The organism is Micromonospora sp. NPDC023966 (assembly GCF_040639095.1).
Classification (GTDB): Bacteria; Actinomycetota; Actinomycetes; order Mycobacteriales; family Micromonosporaceae; genus Micromonospora.
In genome coordinates this window covers 22,271-36,657 of sequence record NZ_JBEZZJ010000050.1, presented here as the reverse complement: position 1 = coordinate 36,657, position 14,387 = coordinate 22,271, and the positions used below count along the sequence as shown (strand labels likewise).

The 14,387-nt window shown below is 73.1% G+C and carries 14 protein-coding genes; 7 read left to right on the top strand and 7 right to left on the bottom strand.

Going from position 1 to position 14,387, the window contains the following annotated elements:
• The 4 genes from AB0F68_RS33265 to AB0F68_RS33250 form a co-directional block, all read right to left on the bottom strand.
• On the bottom strand, positions 1–182 hold a 182-nt coding region (locus AB0F68_RS33265; RefSeq protein WP_357345507.1), incomplete at its 3' end, for an ATP-binding cassette domain-containing protein.
• 14 nt (positions 183–196) lie between these two features.
• Positions 197–1,186 carry an ABC transporter permease gene (locus tag AB0F68_RS33260; protein ID WP_357345505.1) on the bottom strand — a complete coding sequence of 330 codons (990 nt, stop codon included), beginning with the start codon at positions 1,184–1,186 and terminating at the stop codon, positions 197–199.
• A 62-nt stretch (positions 1,187–1,248) separates the two neighbouring features.
• Positions 1,249–2,994 carry an ABC transporter substrate-binding protein gene (locus AB0F68_RS33255; protein ID WP_357345504.1) on the bottom strand — a complete coding sequence of 582 codons (1,746 nt, stop codon included), beginning with the start codon at positions 2,992–2,994 and terminating at the stop codon, positions 1,249–1,251.
• 61 nt (positions 2,995–3,055) lie between these two features.
• Complete coding sequence (locus tag AB0F68_RS33250; RefSeq protein WP_357345502.1) at positions 3,056–4,087, bottom strand: ABC transporter permease; 1,032 nt, start codon at positions 4,085–4,087, stop codon at positions 3,056–3,058.
• A gap of 407 nt (positions 4,088–4,494) precedes the next feature.
• Between AB0F68_RS33250 and AB0F68_RS33245 the strand changes: the two genes are divergently transcribed.
• From AB0F68_RS33245 to AB0F68_RS33230, 4 genes are all read left to right on the top strand, one after another.
• Entirely contained in the window at positions 4,495–4,893 is a 399-nt protein-coding gene (locus AB0F68_RS33245) for an SSI family serine proteinase inhibitor (protein ID WP_357345500.1), read from the top strand.
• A gap of 331 nt (positions 4,894–5,224) precedes the next feature.
• The gene (locus AB0F68_RS33240) at positions 5,225–6,145 is read left to right on the top strand and encodes a pentapeptide repeat-containing protein (protein ID WP_357345515.1); all 921 of its coding nucleotides are present in this window, start codon (positions 5,225–5,227) and stop codon (positions 6,143–6,145) included.
• Positions 6,146–6,364: 219 nt separating this feature from the next.
• Positions 6,365–6,601: a preprotein translocase YidC gene (locus tag AB0F68_RS33235; protein ID WP_357345498.1), complete on the top strand. Its 237-nt coding sequence runs from the start codon at positions 6,365–6,367 to the stop codon at positions 6,599–6,601.
• A gap of 36 nt (positions 6,602–6,637) precedes the next feature.
• Positions 6,638–6,898 carry a hypothetical protein gene (locus tag AB0F68_RS33230; RefSeq protein ID WP_357345496.1) on the top strand — a complete coding sequence of 87 codons (261 nt, stop codon included), beginning with the start codon at positions 6,638–6,640 and terminating at the stop codon, positions 6,896–6,898.
• 62 nt (positions 6,899–6,960) lie between these two features.
• Here AB0F68_RS33230 and AB0F68_RS33225 read toward each other — a convergent pair whose 3' ends face one another.
• The 3 genes from AB0F68_RS33225 to rnhA all read right to left on the bottom strand — a co-directional run bounded on the left by AB0F68_RS33225 (position 6,961) and on the right by rnhA (position 9,005).
• A complete protein-coding gene (locus AB0F68_RS33225) occupies positions 6,961–7,209 on the bottom strand; it encodes a ferredoxin (protein WP_357345513.1) in 249 nt (82 codons plus the stop codon).
• Between the two features lie 8 nt (positions 7,210–7,217).
• Entirely contained in the window at positions 7,218–8,156 is a 939-nt protein-coding gene (locus AB0F68_RS33220) for a cytochrome P450 (RefSeq protein WP_357345494.1), read from the bottom strand.
• 372 nt (positions 8,157–8,528) lie between these two features.
• Positions 8,529–9,005 carry a ribonuclease HI gene (gene rnhA, locus AB0F68_RS33215; protein ID WP_357345492.1) on the bottom strand — a complete coding sequence of 159 codons (477 nt, stop codon included), beginning with the start codon at positions 9,003–9,005 and terminating at the stop codon, positions 8,529–8,531.
• A 100-nt stretch (positions 9,006–9,105) separates the two neighbouring features.
• On the opposite strand from rnhA, the gene AB0F68_RS33210 reads away from it, so the two are divergent.
• The 3 genes from AB0F68_RS33210 (at position 9,106) to AB0F68_RS33200 (ending at position 14,365) form a co-directional block, all read left to right on the top strand.
• On the top strand, positions 9,106–9,903 hold the full coding sequence (locus AB0F68_RS33210; protein WP_357345490.1) for an inositol monophosphatase family protein: 798 nt from the start codon (positions 9,106–9,108) through the stop codon (positions 9,901–9,903).
• Positions 9,904–9,976: 73 nt separating this feature from the next.
• Positions 9,977–11,086 (top strand): serine hydrolase domain-containing protein, encoded by a 1,110-nt coding sequence (locus AB0F68_RS33205; RefSeq protein ID WP_357345488.1) that lies wholly within the window; start codon positions 9,977–9,979, stop codon positions 11,084–11,086.
• Between the two features lie 771 nt (positions 11,087–11,857).
• A complete protein-coding gene (locus AB0F68_RS33200; RefSeq protein ID WP_357345486.1) occupies positions 11,858–14,365 on the top strand; it encodes a glycosyltransferase in 2,508 nt (835 codons plus the stop codon).
• The last annotated feature ends 22 nt before the right edge of the window (positions 14,366–14,387 follow it).

Sequence of the window (14,387 nt, the reverse complement as noted above, 5' to 3'; positions counted from 1 at the left end):
GACGTGACGCTCTTGCCCGACCCCGACTCCCCCACGATCCCCAGAGTCCGACCCCGCTCCACGGCGAACGACACCCCGTCGACGGCCTTCACCACGCCGTCCTCGGTGTCGAACCGCACCCGCAGATCCCGGACCTGGAGATACGGGCCCTCGCCCGTACGCGGCACCGGAAGCTCCACCATGTCGATTTCTCCCCTCAGCTCAGCCGGACCCGCGGGTCGATGACCGCGTAGAGCACGTCGACCACGATGTTGGCGATCACGATGAGCACGGCCGCCAGCAGCACGGTCGCCATCACCACCGGCAGGTTGAGGAACTGCACCGCCTCCACGGTGGCCTTGCCCAGCCCCTGGAGGCCGAAGATGGTCTCGGTGATGAAGGTGCCGCCGAGGCTGGTGCCGATGTCCAGGCCGGCGATGGTGACGATCGGGGTGACCGCGGCGCGCAACGCGTGCCGGGTGTGCACCTGCCGGGCGGAGAGCCCCTTCGCCCGCGCGGTCCGGACGAAGTCCTCCGACAGGGTCTCCAGCATCTGGGCCCGGGCCAGCCGGGCGTAGAGCGCCGAATTCAGGAAGCCGAGCGTCATCCAGGGCAGCAGCAGCCCCACCGCCCACCGGGCCGGGTTCTCGGTCAACGGGGTGTAGTTGGGGAACGGCAGCAGCCCGGTGGCGTACACCAGCAGGTAGAGCAGGATCAGGCCGAAGAAGTAGACCTGCATGGACGCGCCGGCCAGGGTGACCCCGATGGCGGCCCGGTCGAGGGCCGTGCCCCGGCGCAACGCCGACAGCATGCCCAGCGAGACGCCGAGGGTCAGCCACAGCACCGCGCCGCCGAGGACGATGCTGAACGTCACCGGGGCGCGCTGGACGATGATGCTGGTGACCGGCTGGTTGTTGCGGAACGAGTAGCCCAGGCAGGGCGCCGGGCAGTCCTGACGGAAGTCCCCCTCGCCGTACGTGCGGCCGACGAAGACGCCCTTGACGAATTCCGCGTACTGGCGCGGCAGCGGCTGGTCGATGCCTAGCCGCCGCTCGACCTGGGCGATGTCCGCGGCGGTGCAGTTCTTGCCGCACATCACCTTGGCCGGACTGCTCGGCACAGCGAAGAAGAGGCCGAAGGTGACGAGGCTGATCACGGCGAGGGTCACCGCGGCGACGAGCAGTCGCCGGACGACGAATCGGAGCACGGGAGCACCTCCCCCGGTGGACGGGTGGGGACGGTCCGGCGTGGACCGCCCCCACGGGACGGTCACTGCTTCACGTGGATGCCGTTGAGCGAGATGATGCCGAAGGCGTCGCTGAGGAACGCGTTGCCGACCTTCGAGCCGTGCAGCTCGTAGGTGGCGTCGTAGTAGCAGGGCACGACCGGCGCGTACTCCCGCATGATCTTCTCGTCCAGGGCCATCCAGGCGGCGTCCTGCTGGGCGGCCGGCAGGTTGCGCACCCGGTCGACCTCCGCGCTGACCGACGGCTCGTTGAGGTACGAGACGTTGTTGTTGCCCTCGTCGACGATCTCCCGGCCGTCGTAGACCGGCGGGATGACGGTGGAGCCGGTCGGCCAGTCCGAGCCCCAGCCGCTGAGGTAGAGGTCGTACGGGTTGTCCTTACGACCGATCTCGTCGTAGTAGCTGGTGCTGTCGATGGGCTTCATGACGATGTCGAAGCCCATGTCGGTGAGGTTCTTCCGGATCGCTTCGGCCTGCTGGGTGCGCAGCTCGGTGTTGGAGTGGGCGAGCACCAGCTTCGGCTTCTTCCCGGCCAGCAGCTCGGTGACCTTCGCCCTGTCCCCGGTGACCGGGGCGTTGAACACGTCGTACTTCTGCCAGCCGGCGGTGGTCGGCGACATGAGCGTGGTGGCCGGACTCCCGGCGGCCTGCCCGCCGATCGCCTTCAGCGCCGCGTCCTTGTCCACGGCGTAGTTGAGCGCGCGGCGGACGGTCAGGTCGGTGACGCGCTGGGTGTTGATGCTGAGCACCCAGGTGTACTGGGTTGGGCCCTTGACCACCCGTTCGGCCACGCCGGCGGCGGTGGTCCGGGGCAGCACGGCCGGCGGCACGTCGGTCCAGCTCAGCGCCGCCTGGTCGGCCGGGGCGTCGGCGACCAGCCGCTCGGCGATCTGCGCCTGCTCAAGGCCGAAGGTGACCCGGATGGCGTCCGGGTAGGCGTTGCGGATCGGGTCGGTCTTCGGGTCCCAGTTCGGGTTGCGCTCCAGCTCCAGCGCCACGTCCCGCTCGTACGACTTCACCTTGTACGGGCCGGAGGAGAAGGGCCGCAGGTCGTAGTTGGCCCGGGTGTCCTTGGCGGCGGGCACCGGGGCGGTGGTGGGCAGCGCGGCCGCGTACGGCAGGTCGCAGTGCGGCTGCGGGAAGGTGAACCGGATCGTCCGGTCGTCGGGCGTCTCGACGCCGTCCGGCGTCGCCTTGCCACCGTCGTACGGCCCCTTGTAGGTGGCGTTGTACGCGCCGTCCGGGTAGAGCCACTGCTGGATGTAGTGCGGCCCCTCGTTGAGGTTCGCGGCGAACGAGCGGGCCAGGCCGTAGGCGACGTCCTTGCTGGTGACCGGGGAGCCGTCCTCGTACTTCACCCCGTCGCGCAGGGTGAACTCCCAGACCTTGCAGTCGTTGTTGACGTCCTTGCCGGGGTTGGTGGCCAGGTCGCCGACGAGCAGCAGCTTGCCGGTGCCGTCCTCCTTGTAGCCGTTGAGCGCCCGGTAGAGCAGGCCGCCGGTGACCTGCTGCACGTTGACGTAGTTGCGGGCCGGGTCGAGGTGCTCGAAGTCGGAGTTCTGCATGACGGTGAGCGTGCCGCCGGCCTTGGCGCCGTCGACCGCCTTCGCCGGCCCCTGGTTGTCGGCCGCCTCGTAGGAGATCGAGCCGGTCTGGGTCTTCGCCTTCTCGTCGCCGCCGCCTCCGCCGTCGGTGGTGGCGCTGCAGCCGGCGGCGACGAGCGCCGCCGCGGAGAGGACACCGGTCAGTGTCCGGGTTCGTGCGCGCACGGGTGTGCTCCCTTCCCGCCCGCCGGCCCCCGCCGGCCGGGCGTGTCGATGGCCGTGGGGGTTACCGGGTGGACCGGGGATCCAGCGAGTCGCGCAGCGCGTCACCGAGGAGGTTGAACGCCAGGACCAGCAGGAAGATCGTCAACCCGGGGAACAGGGTGTACCAGGGATCGCTCGCGACGTAGCCGATGCTGTTGTAGATCATGCGGCCGAGGTCGGGCGTGGGTTCGGTGACGCCGATGTTGACGAAGGCCAGCGCCGCCTCGATGGCGATGAACTGCGGCACGTTGAGCGAGACGGTGACCAGGATCGGGGCCCAGATGTTCGGCAGCAGTTGCCGGAACAGCAGGTGCCCGGTCCCCGCGCCGGCGGCCCGGGCGGCCTCGACGAACTCCCGCTCGCGCAGCGAGATCACCTGGCCGCGGACCAGCCGCGCGGTGTAGGTCCAGCTGAACAGGCCGAAGGTGGCGATGATCAGGGCGACCCGGAAGGCCGGCGGCGGCGCCTCCCGTTCGGTGTAGAAGCGGTCCTGGAGGATCGGGATCACGGCGAGGGCGAAAATGAGGAACGGGAACGCCAGGGTGAGGTCGATCAACCAGTTGACCGCGCTGTCCAGCCAGCCCCGCGCCCAGCCGGCCAGCACGCCGACCGCGACCCCGATGAACGACGCCAGCAGGGCCGAGGCGAAGGCGATGAACAATGACGTGCGCAGGCCGTACACCAACTGGAGCAGGATGTCCCGGCCGCTGCCGGGTTCGAGCCCGAGCCAGTGGTCGGCGCTGATGCCGCCGGCGTAGCCGATCGGCATTCCGAAATCGTTGAGCCGGTCGACGAACTTGTCGGTCGGGTCGATTCCGCTGAGCCGGCCGAGCAGCGGCGCGCCGAGCGCGACGAGGGCGGCGACGGCCAGCGTCAGGGCGCTGGCCCGCGCCGTCCGGTCCCGCTTGAGCCGCAGCCAGGCGAGCTGATTGGGCGACCGGCCGATGATTTCCCGGCGGCCGGCGGCGGGCGCTCCGGCGACGCCGACGGCCGGGTCCGGAGCGGCCGGATCGCCGGGTGCGGTCAACGACGGTGGGTGGGACAGGTCGCTCATGAGGAGCCCTCCCGATGGCGAGGAAAACGTCCTGCCACCCGACGGTAAACCGCCGCCGAACAGTGCATTGAATCGTTCCGGTAACGGCCGGATCGGTTGTCAGGAACCGACAACGATCCGGTTTACGGAAAGCGTCGTCGCAATAACGGCGCACTTCGGTTGTCATCCGTTCGGCCATTCGCCCGACAGTTCCACATTGCGTCTCCGCGGGTGCCGGATCCGGTTGTCAGCCGTTCGGACATTCCCCGGAGCCGATGTCACGGCCGCCGCTCAGGGGCGCCGGTCGACGTAACACTTCGTGACGTTTCGCGTTCACCCCGCCCACCTAGGGTTCTCGTCGGCCCGGCCACACGACGCCCGGGCCACCATCCCGGCCCCGACCCCGGGGCCCGACGGAAGGACGACCCATGCCCTTCGCCCGAACCACCGCCACCCTGGCCCTGGCCGCCGCGCTCGGCGGCCTCGCCCCGACGGCGGCCGCCGCGGCGCCCCGCCCCGGCCCCGAGACCCCCTCGGCGCTGCTGCTCACCGTCGACGCCGGCGGCGACGACGTGCGCGCCACCGTGCTGATCTGCGGCCCCGCCGGCGGGCTGCACCCCGACCCGGCGACCGCCTGCCGGCTCGTCGCCCGCGTCGACGGCCACCTCGACGCGCTCGACGTGCGGCCCGGCCCGTGCACCCGCGAGTACGCCCCGGTCACCGCCCGCGCCGTGGGCTTCTGGCAGGACCGGCCGGTCACGTACACCCGGACCTTCGACAACCGGTGCCACCTGCGGCGCGGCACGGACGCGCTGTTCGACTTCTGACCCGAACCGGCCGGCGCCCGCCGCCGCGCCGGCTCAGCGGTCCATCGAGATCGAGGCCCGGCCGATGGATGCGAGTTGCGCCGCGAAGGCCACCAGCGCGGCCGGCACCCCCACCAGCACCGTCGGGCCGGTCGACAGGCCGGCCAGGCCGGCCAGCCAGGGCGGCGCCGAGGCCGGGCAGCGACGCGTTGACCGCGCCGACCAGCGCGGCGGCGGTCAGCAGCGGGTGCCCCCGGCGGCCGGTCCGGGCCGGCGGGGCGGAGAATGGCGGCGGGCGCGAGGGTCGCGGCCGACGGTGACGGGCGGGAGGCCGGGCGAGGTGTCCGAGGCGGTGGACCAGCGGGCGGCGGGCGATGCCCGGGAGCTGCGGGCCGACTGCGCGCGCTGCTTCGGGATCTGCTGCGTCGCGCCCGCGTTCGCCGCCTCCGCCGACTTCGCGGTCGACAAGCCCGCCGGGCAGCCCTGCCCGAACCTGCGCGCCGACTCCCGCTGCGGCATCCACCGGGACCTGCGGCAGCGCGGCTTCCCGGGCTGCACCGTCTTCGACTGCTTCGGCGCCGGCCAGCACGTCGCCCAGGGCACCTTCGGCGGGCGGGACTGGCGGGCCGATCCGGCGACCGCGCGGCGGATGTTCGACACCTTCGCGGTGATGCGGCCGCTGCACGAGCTGCTCTGGTATCTGACCGAGGCCCTGGCGCTGACCCCGGCCGGCCCGCTACGAGAGGAACTGGCCGCCGCCCTCGCCGAGACGGGACGGCTCACCGACGGCACCCCGGAGGAGTTGCTCGACGTCGACGTCGACGCGCACCGGGACCGGGTCAACCGGCTGCTCTCCCGGGCCGGCGAGCGGGCCCGGGCCGGCCGGGCCGGGGTGGACCGGCGCGGCGCGGTGCTGATCGGCGTGGACCTGCGCCGGGCCGGCCTGGCCGGCGCCAACCTGCGCGGGGCCTGCCTGATCGGCGCGGACCTGCGCGGGGTGGACCTCGGCGCGGCCGACCTGACCGGGGCGGACCTGCGCGGCGCGGACCTGCGCGGGGCCGACCTCGGCGACTGCCTGTTCGTGCACCAGTCCCAGCTCGACGCGGCCCGCGGCGACCACCGCACGGTCCTGCCGACCGGCCTGCGCCGCCCGGCGCACTGGTCGTTGACCGTCACCCCGGTCCCGTCGCCCGGCGGCCCGCGGTCCTCCGGTGGACGGCCCGCGGGTGGGCGTCCGACCGGCGGGCGGTCCGCGGGCCGACGCCGCCGCTGACGGCGCCACCCGCGGCGACCGGCGAGCCCGCGCAGCCGGCGCCGCCGCCGAAGGGCGCGCCCCGGCGGAGCCGGCGGCCAACCACGCCGACAACCTGCCACGCGGTCGGCCCGGCGACGGCAGCGCGGGCTCGCCGCGCTCCGGTGCGGGCCGGCCGGGTTTCGCCGCGACGGGGGCGGGTAGGCGGCGTCACCGTGGCGACGGACGGGAGGCCGACCGGTGAAATACGAGACACGGCAGGGCAAGCAGCCGGTCGACCCGGCGCACGCCGAGGACGAGGCCGGCCAGGCCCGGCTGGTCCAGGTGGAGGCGGACACCGACGTGCCGGCGCCGGAGCCGGGTGCGCCGAAACCGGACGAGGTGACCGAGGACGACGGTTCCGGCGTGGCCGGCGGGGCGTCGGGCAGCAGCTCCGGCGGCTCCTCGATGCCGACCCACCCGGACGCGGCCCGCTGAGCGTTTGCCCCCGGCCGGGGCGGGCAGGAGTGCCACATGACGAGTGAAGAGTCCTTCGGCCGCGCCGCCACCGACGAGCCCGACGGCGCGACCGCGTACGAGGCGTCGCTGCGCCCGCCGGGCGAGTCCCTGCACAGCACCGACGACACCGGCGACGACTTCGCCGACCTGCCGGCCGAGGAGCACCGCTCCGCCCGGGAGGTCAGCCGGGCCGGCTACGACGTGGCCGACGTCTCGGGCACCACCGACCCGGCGAACGAGCCGGAGGAGATCGAGGAGGGCCGCCCGGAGCGGTGAGCGAACCCCGCAGTGCGGCGTCAGCCTCGGCGTGACGCTACGGCTCGCCACGAGCCGAGCGGTCACGGCGTCGCGGACGCCTCCGGCACCGGCGTCGACGAGTGACCCGGTTCCGGCCGGGGCGCGACGCTGATCGCCCCGGCCGGGCAGAGTTCCACGGCGAGCCGTACCCGGTCGACCGCGTCGGCCGGCGGCTCGGTCCGGCGGAGCAGCACGAGGCCGTCCTCGTCGTCCTGGTCGAAGACCTCCGGCGCGGTCACCACGCAGTTGCCCGCCCCGCAGCAGCGGTCCCGGTCCACGCCGACCCGCACCGCGCCGCTCACCAGGTCACCGGCAGCGCGTCGAGGCCGTAGACGACCGAGCTGTCCCGGGTCGGCAGCCGCCCCGCCGTGCTGGCCGGCCGCAGCCGGGGGAAGCGGCGGGCCAGCTCCACCAGGGCGATCCGCAGCTCCGCGCGGGCCAGGGGCTGGCCGATGCACTGGTGCACCCCGAAGCCGAATGCGACGTGCTGCTGCGCCGCCCGGTAGGGGTCGAACTCGTTCGGCCGGTCGAAGGCAGCCTGGTCCCGGTTGGCCAGGGAGAGCACCGCGATCGCCCCCTCCCCGGCCCGGATCAGCCGCCCGCCGACCTCGACATCCTCGGTGGCCAGGCGGGGCAGGCCGGTACGCACGATGCTCAGGTAGCGCAGCAGCTCGTCGACCAGGCCGTCGGCGTGCCCGGGGTCGTCGCGCAGCGCGGCGTACCGGGCGGGGTGGCGGAGCAGCAGCAGGGTGCTCAGCCCGATCATGTTGGCGGTGGTCTCGTGGCCCGCGATGAGCAGCAGCACCGCCATGCCGACCAACTCGTCGACCGCCAGCTCCCCGGTGTCCACCCGGTCCCGGGCCAGCCGGCTGAGCAGGTCGTCGGCGCGTTCCCCGGTGGCCACCTTCGCCTCGACCAGGCGGTGCAGGTAGTCGCGCAGTTCCCGCACGTGCCGCTGGACCCGCTCCGGCGGAGCGTCGCGGTCGATCAGCGTCCGGCTGCGCTCCTGGAAGAAGCCGTGGTCGGCGTACGGGACGCCGAGCAGGTGACAGATCACCATCGACGGCACCGGCAGGGCGACGTGCGTGACCAGGTCGGCGGGCGGGCCGGCGGCGTGCAGTTCGTCCAGCGCGCGGTCGACGGTCTGCCGGATCAGCGGCTCGATCCGCCGCACGTTCCTGATCATGAACTCGGCGGTCAGCATCCGGCGCAGCCGGGCGTGCTCGGCGCCGTCCATCCGGAGGAACCCGCCCCGGCGGTCGCCGAACGCGCCGGGGCGGGATCCGGCGCGGCAGCGGGAAGCCCGGCCGGGTCAGGTCGGCGCTGAAGCCGGGGTGACGCAGCAGGTACCTGACGTCGGCGTGCCGGGTGACCAGCCAGGCCGTGGCGTCGGTGGGCAGCCGGACCCGGGTGACCGGGCCGGCGAACCGCCGCCGCTCCCCCGCGTCGAGCGGGACGAGCGGGTCGCGGTCGAGGTTGGTCGGGGGCCAGATCGGCAGGTCGGTCAGCGGCGCAACGGTCACGCGGACACCTCCGGGGGGCGACTGTCCGTGACGGCATCGATCCGCTACGTTACCCATCGACCGGGGTCGACACAACCGCCCGGCGGTCAGCGAGCGGGGGCGGCCTCCGCTCGCGCCTCGGTCATCCCCCGGTTGGCCAGCGCGTCGGCCCGCTCGTTCTCCGGATGTCCGTTGTGGCCCTTCACCCAGAGCCAGGTGACCTCGTGCCGGGCGCAGGCCGCCTCCAGCCGCTGCCACAGGTCGGCGTTCTTCACCGGCTGCTTCGCCGCGGTCAGCCAGCCGTTGCGCTTCCAGGAGGCCAGCCACCCGGTGATGCCGTTGCGCACGTACGTGCTGTCGGTGTGCAGCCGCGCGGTGACCGGACGGGTCAGGCTCTCCAACGCCCGGATCGCGGCGGTCAGCTCCATCCGGTTGTTGGTGGTCGGAGTGGCCTCGCCACCGCACAGCTCGCGCTCGTGCCCGCCCCAGCGCAGCAGCACGCCCCAGCCGCCGGGGCCGGGATTGCCGCTGCACGCCCCGTCGGTCCAGATCTCCACGACCCCGTCGGTCGCCGCCTCCGCCATGCCGGCAACCTACCCGGTACGCCCGCCTGCGCGGCAATCGGACCCGCCCGGCGGCACCCGCGGGCAGCGAAGCCGGCCCGTCCCCGATACCCTTCCCGGCATGATCAACTCCTACGCCGGCCTGGACGATGCCGGGGTTGCCGTCGCCGCGGCGCTTGCCGGCGCGGACCGGGTGCGCGACATGTACGGCCAGCGGCTCAGCCGCATCGACAAGGGCGGCGGGGACTTCGCCACCGAAGCCGATGTGGCGGCAGAGCGGACGATCCTGGACGTCCTCCGGGCCGCCCGGCCCGACGATGCGGTGCTCGGCGAGGAAGGCGGGCGACAGGGCCCGGTCGACGCCGCACGGCGGTGGCTGGTGGATCCCCTGTGCGGCACGTTGAACTACGCCACAGGCACCATGCTGGTGGCCGTCAACGTGGCGCTGCGCGATGGGGCGGCGGCGGTGGCGGACCCGCTCGCCGGTGAGGTCTTCTTCACCGACGGTGCGACCGCGCGGGTACGGCGCGACGGGGTCGATGCGGAACTGACGCCCACGCCCGCCACCCGACTGGTGGACGTCAACCTGGATCCGCCGTTTCCGAACGCGCCCGGATTCCGGGCCGTGGACCTGCTGGCTCACCCCGACTTCGTCGAGGGGTTCCGGCCGCGGGTCGTGTCCACCACACTGGCGCTGGCCTGGGTGGCGGCCGGCAAGCGCGCCGCGTACGTCACCGACGGCAGCGACCTGTCCGGCAGCGTGCACTTCGCCGCCGGCATCGCGCTGTGCCGGGCCGCCGGCTGCGTGGTCACCGGGATCGACGGCGCCCGGACCGGGCCGGGTGGCCGCGGCCTGCTGGTGGCGGCGGACGCCGAGACCCACGGCCGGCTGATGGACCTGATCCGCAGCCGACGCTAGTACGGTGACCGCGGCTCACGCCCGGGGCAATTTCGGGCGACAGCCTCGGGGCGGTCTGGCAGGCTCGCTGATCATGGACGGACGTTGGGACGGCCTGCGGGCCGAGGTACGCACCGCGATCGACGAGCTGGTCACCTCCGGCCGGGAGGCCGGGGTGCAGGTGGCCGCCTACCTGCACGGCGCGCCGCTCGTCGAGGAGCAGGCCGGCCTGGCCGACGCCACCACCGGCCGGCCGCTGACCGCCGACACGCCGATCCACGCGGTCTCCACCGGCAAGGGCCTCACCGCCACCGTGGTGCACGTGCTGGCCGAGCGCGGACGGCTCGACTACGACCTGCGCATCGCCGACGTGTGGCCGGAGTTCGCCCGCCACGGCAAGGACGGCATCACCCTGCGGCACGCGCTCACCCACACGGCCGGACTGCCGGCCCTGCCCGCCGACATCACCGCGGAGGACTTCACCGACTGGGACCGGATGTGCGGGCTGCTGGCCGACGCCACGCCGCGGTGGGCGCCGGGCGAGCGGGTCGCGTACCACGCCTGGACGTGGGGCTGGCTGGTCGGCGAGGTGGTCCGGCGGGTCACCGGCAAGCCGGTCTCGCAGGTGCTGGCCGAGGAGGTCGCCGGGCCGCTCGGGCTGACCGGGGAGCTGTTCCTGGCGGTGCCCGAGGCCGAGCTGCCCCGGCTGGCCCGGCTGGAGGACGCCGGCCTGGCGGCCCTGATGACCTACGCGAGCGCGAACCTGCCGAACTTCGACGCGGTGGCCCCGCCGGGGGTACGTCCGGACGGGACGATCGGCAGCCGGCCCGACGTGCTGCGGGCCGACGTGCCGGCGGTCGGCACGATGACCGCGCGCGGGATCGCCCGGATGTACGCGGCGCTGCTCGGCCCGGTCGACGGGGTACGGCTGATCTCGCCGGACCGCCTCGCCGAGGTGTCGGCGGTGGCGGTGCGGGGCGAGGACTGGGTGTTCGGCGCAGAGGTGACCTTCGGCCTCGGCTACGCGGTCGAGGCGGACGGTTCGTTCGGCACCGCGGGCAGCGGCGGCAGCCTCGCCTTCGCGTACCCCGACCTGGGACTGACGGTGGCGGCGTTGCGCAACCGGCTCGGCGCGGGCGACGGCGACCCGATGGAGGGCCTGCGGAGGCTGGTCCGCGACGCGGTGGTCGCCGGCTCCGCCTGAGCGCGGGCCGGCGAACCTCGCCCGAGGCGGGCGGGGCGCACCGGCGTGGACGGTCCCTGCCCCCCTCGGCAGGGCTCATCGTCGTCCCCGGACGGGTCGGCACACCGGATAAGTCGGCGCACCGGACAAGATGGCCTGTCCCGCCGACCAGGTGCCGCCATCGGGCCGAGTGGGCCGGTCGGGGGTGGCCTGCACGGTCACCGCGGCGGGCGGCGAACCGGCAGAGACGCACACCGTTCGGGGAAATCCTCGGCTGGCCCGGTGGAGACGGCCGATACTTTACGAAGCAAACACTCAGCCGAACGGCCACGGCCACGTCATCCGAAACAATTCCCGGCCGGTAGCTGTAGGTAAAGGAAATTGCCGCGGCTTTCGTCCGGCATGCATTTGTCGCGCCGTCGTGCGGCGTTGTGGTGAACGCTTTCCGACTCGCCGCGATCCGTCCACAGTGGTCAGCCAGCGGTCCGATTGAGTAGTCACTCAGCGCAACAAAAGGGTTACCTAACCCCGTTTCGCCGCAGGCAGCGGGGGGTCCCCGCCGGCGCGACGCCGGGTGAGCGAGTGTCACCTTCACGACTGTTCGAGTGTTAGACACCGCGTGTTCGCCCTTCGTACTCTCTGACGACACCGCAGCCACCCCGTCAATACCCACGGTGCCGGGACCGAACCGGAGACGGTCCCGCACGCATTTCCAACTGGCTTCTGCGCTGTTTCCGAGCTGTATTTCCGGCGGCTCGTCATTGCCTGGAAGCAGACCTCATGGAGGGTCGAATGACCGAGGTTGCACACGCGCCATCGACGGACGACGACGAGGAGTCGGCGACTTCGGGCGGCGAAGTCCGGCGGCGCCGGTACCGGCACGACCCGGAACCGACGCCGCGCTATCTGCACCGGCCCGCGGCGGAACAGCAGGTGCGGCTGAGCGTCGTCGTACCGACCCGCAACGAGGCGGAGAACATCCCCACCCTGCTGTCCCGCCTGGGCGGCGCCCTCGCGCCGCTGGGCGCGGAGATCATCTTCGTGGACGACAGCGACGATGACACCGTCGAGGTCCTGACCCGGCACGCGCCGGACGCCCCGGTCGCCGTACGCGTGCTGCACCGTCCGGCGAACTCCCGGGCCGGCGGGTTGGGCGGCGCGGTGCTGCTCGGCGCCCGGCACGCCCACGGCGAGTGGGTCATGGTGATGGACGCCGACCTCCAGCACCCGCCGGAGTCCGCCGGCAGGCTGGCCGACATCGCGATGCGGCACGACGTGGACGTGGTGATCGGGACCCGCTACGCCGGAGAGGGCTCCAGCGAAGGACTGGGCGGCGCCGCCCGGGAGGCCACCTCGTCGTGGGCCACCCGCCTGGCGAAGAGCCTGTTCCCGCGCCGGCTGACCACCATCAGCGATCCGATGAGCGGCCTGTTCGCCTTCCGCCGGGCGGCCGTCGACCTGCACCGGATGAACCCGATCGGCTTCAAGGTGCTGCTGGAGCTGCTCGTCCGCCACCCGGGCGCCCGGATCGCGGAGGTCTCCTACGAGATGGCGCACCGGCACGCCGGCCGCTCGAAGGCGTCCGTGCGGGAGGGGCTGACCTTCCTGCGGCACCTGTGGCGGCTGCGCAGCCAACGGCTGGTCGGCCAGATGCGGGAGCGCCCGGCCTCCACCCGCGACCGCCTGGCGGAGCTGATCAGGATGGTCGCGTTCGGACTGGTCGGGCTCTCCGGCATGGCGGTGAACACCGCCGCCCTGTGGTTCTTCTACGAGCCGGCGAACCTGCACCACCTGCTGGGCGCGGCGCTGGCCACCCAGCTGTCGACGACGTGGAACTTCGTCCTCATCGACCTGCTGATCTACCGGCGCAACCGGCAGGGCTCCCGGGCCGGCCGGGCGAGCCGCTTCTTCCTGCTGAACAACATGCTGCTGCTGTTGCGCCTCCCGGTCCTGCAGGCCCTGGTCTGGGCCGGCGTCGGGATCCTCACGGCGAACGCCCTCACGCTGGTCGCGCTCTTCCTCGTCCGGTTCCTCATCAACGACCGGGTGATCTACTCCACCGCGAGCACCGGCCGGCGCGATCCGGTACGCATGCTCGTCAGCCTGACGGCCCCCGCGGCCACCGCCGCCCCCTCCCGCAAGCGGTACCAGTACCTGAAGTACCGGTACGACGTGGCCGGCGTGGTCACCATCGGCTCCCAGATCATGCTGCCGGAGCTGGAGTTCTTCCGGGCCCAGTGGGTGGCGGACGCGGACGTCGACATCGCGGTGCGGGTCAGTGACGTGGGCGGTCGGGGGCCGCGACGCCGGGCCGCCATGACCGAGTACGCGAACGAGTCGGTCCTCCGGTACGAGGAGCACCTGGGCCGGCTGGGCGCGAACTTCCGGATCAGCCTCGGCTCGCCGATCGACATCCAGGTCGGACCGCTGCTCGCCCGGTCGCCGCACGTGGTCTACACCAACATCATCGAGGCGCTGCTGCGGTTCGTGCTCGTCTCGCGGGGGCAGATGCTCCTGCACTCGGCGTGCGTCAACCTCAACGGCGTCGGGGTGATGCTCTCGGCGCTGACCGACACGGGCAAGACCGCCACGGTGCTGCGCCTGCTGCGTGACCACGGGGGGCACTTCCTCTCCGACGACATGACCCTGATCGGCCCCGACGGAGTGGCGACCTGCTTCCCCAAGCCGCTGACGATCAGCGCGCACACCCTGCGCGCGGTGCAGGCCCAGGACCTGACCCCGGCCGAGTGGCGCCGGCTGCAGTTCCAGAGCCGGCTGCACTCCAAGGGCGGCCGCTCGCTGGCGCTGACCCTGAGCCGGTTCAACGTGCCGATCATGGGCATCAACGCCATCACCCAGCGGCTCGTCCCGCCGCCCAAGTACAGCGTCGACCGGCTGGTCCCCTGCCGCATCGGCACCAGCACCCGGGTCGAGGAGTTGTTCATCATCGAGCGCGGCACGCCGCGGATCAGCGAGCTCGGCCCGGACGAGACGCTGGACCGGATGATCAGCAACACCGACGACGCGTACGGGTTCCCGCCGTTCCGCTACCTGGCGCCGGCCATCACCATCGACGGGCAGGGCTACGCGCAGTTGCGCGAACGCGAGCGCGAGATCCTCGCCGGGTTCCTGTCGCACGTGCGCTGCCGGGTGCTGGCCTCCGACCGGTTCGGTTGGGCCGACGAGATCCCGGACCTGTTGCGGGCGGAGCGTGGCGACCTGCCGGCCGAGCAGCAGGTGGTCCTCCCGGCCTGGCCGCGGTGGAGTGGGGCGCTGGCCCCGAGTGGAGCGCGTGCGTGAGCGTGACCCCGTCTCCGGTCGG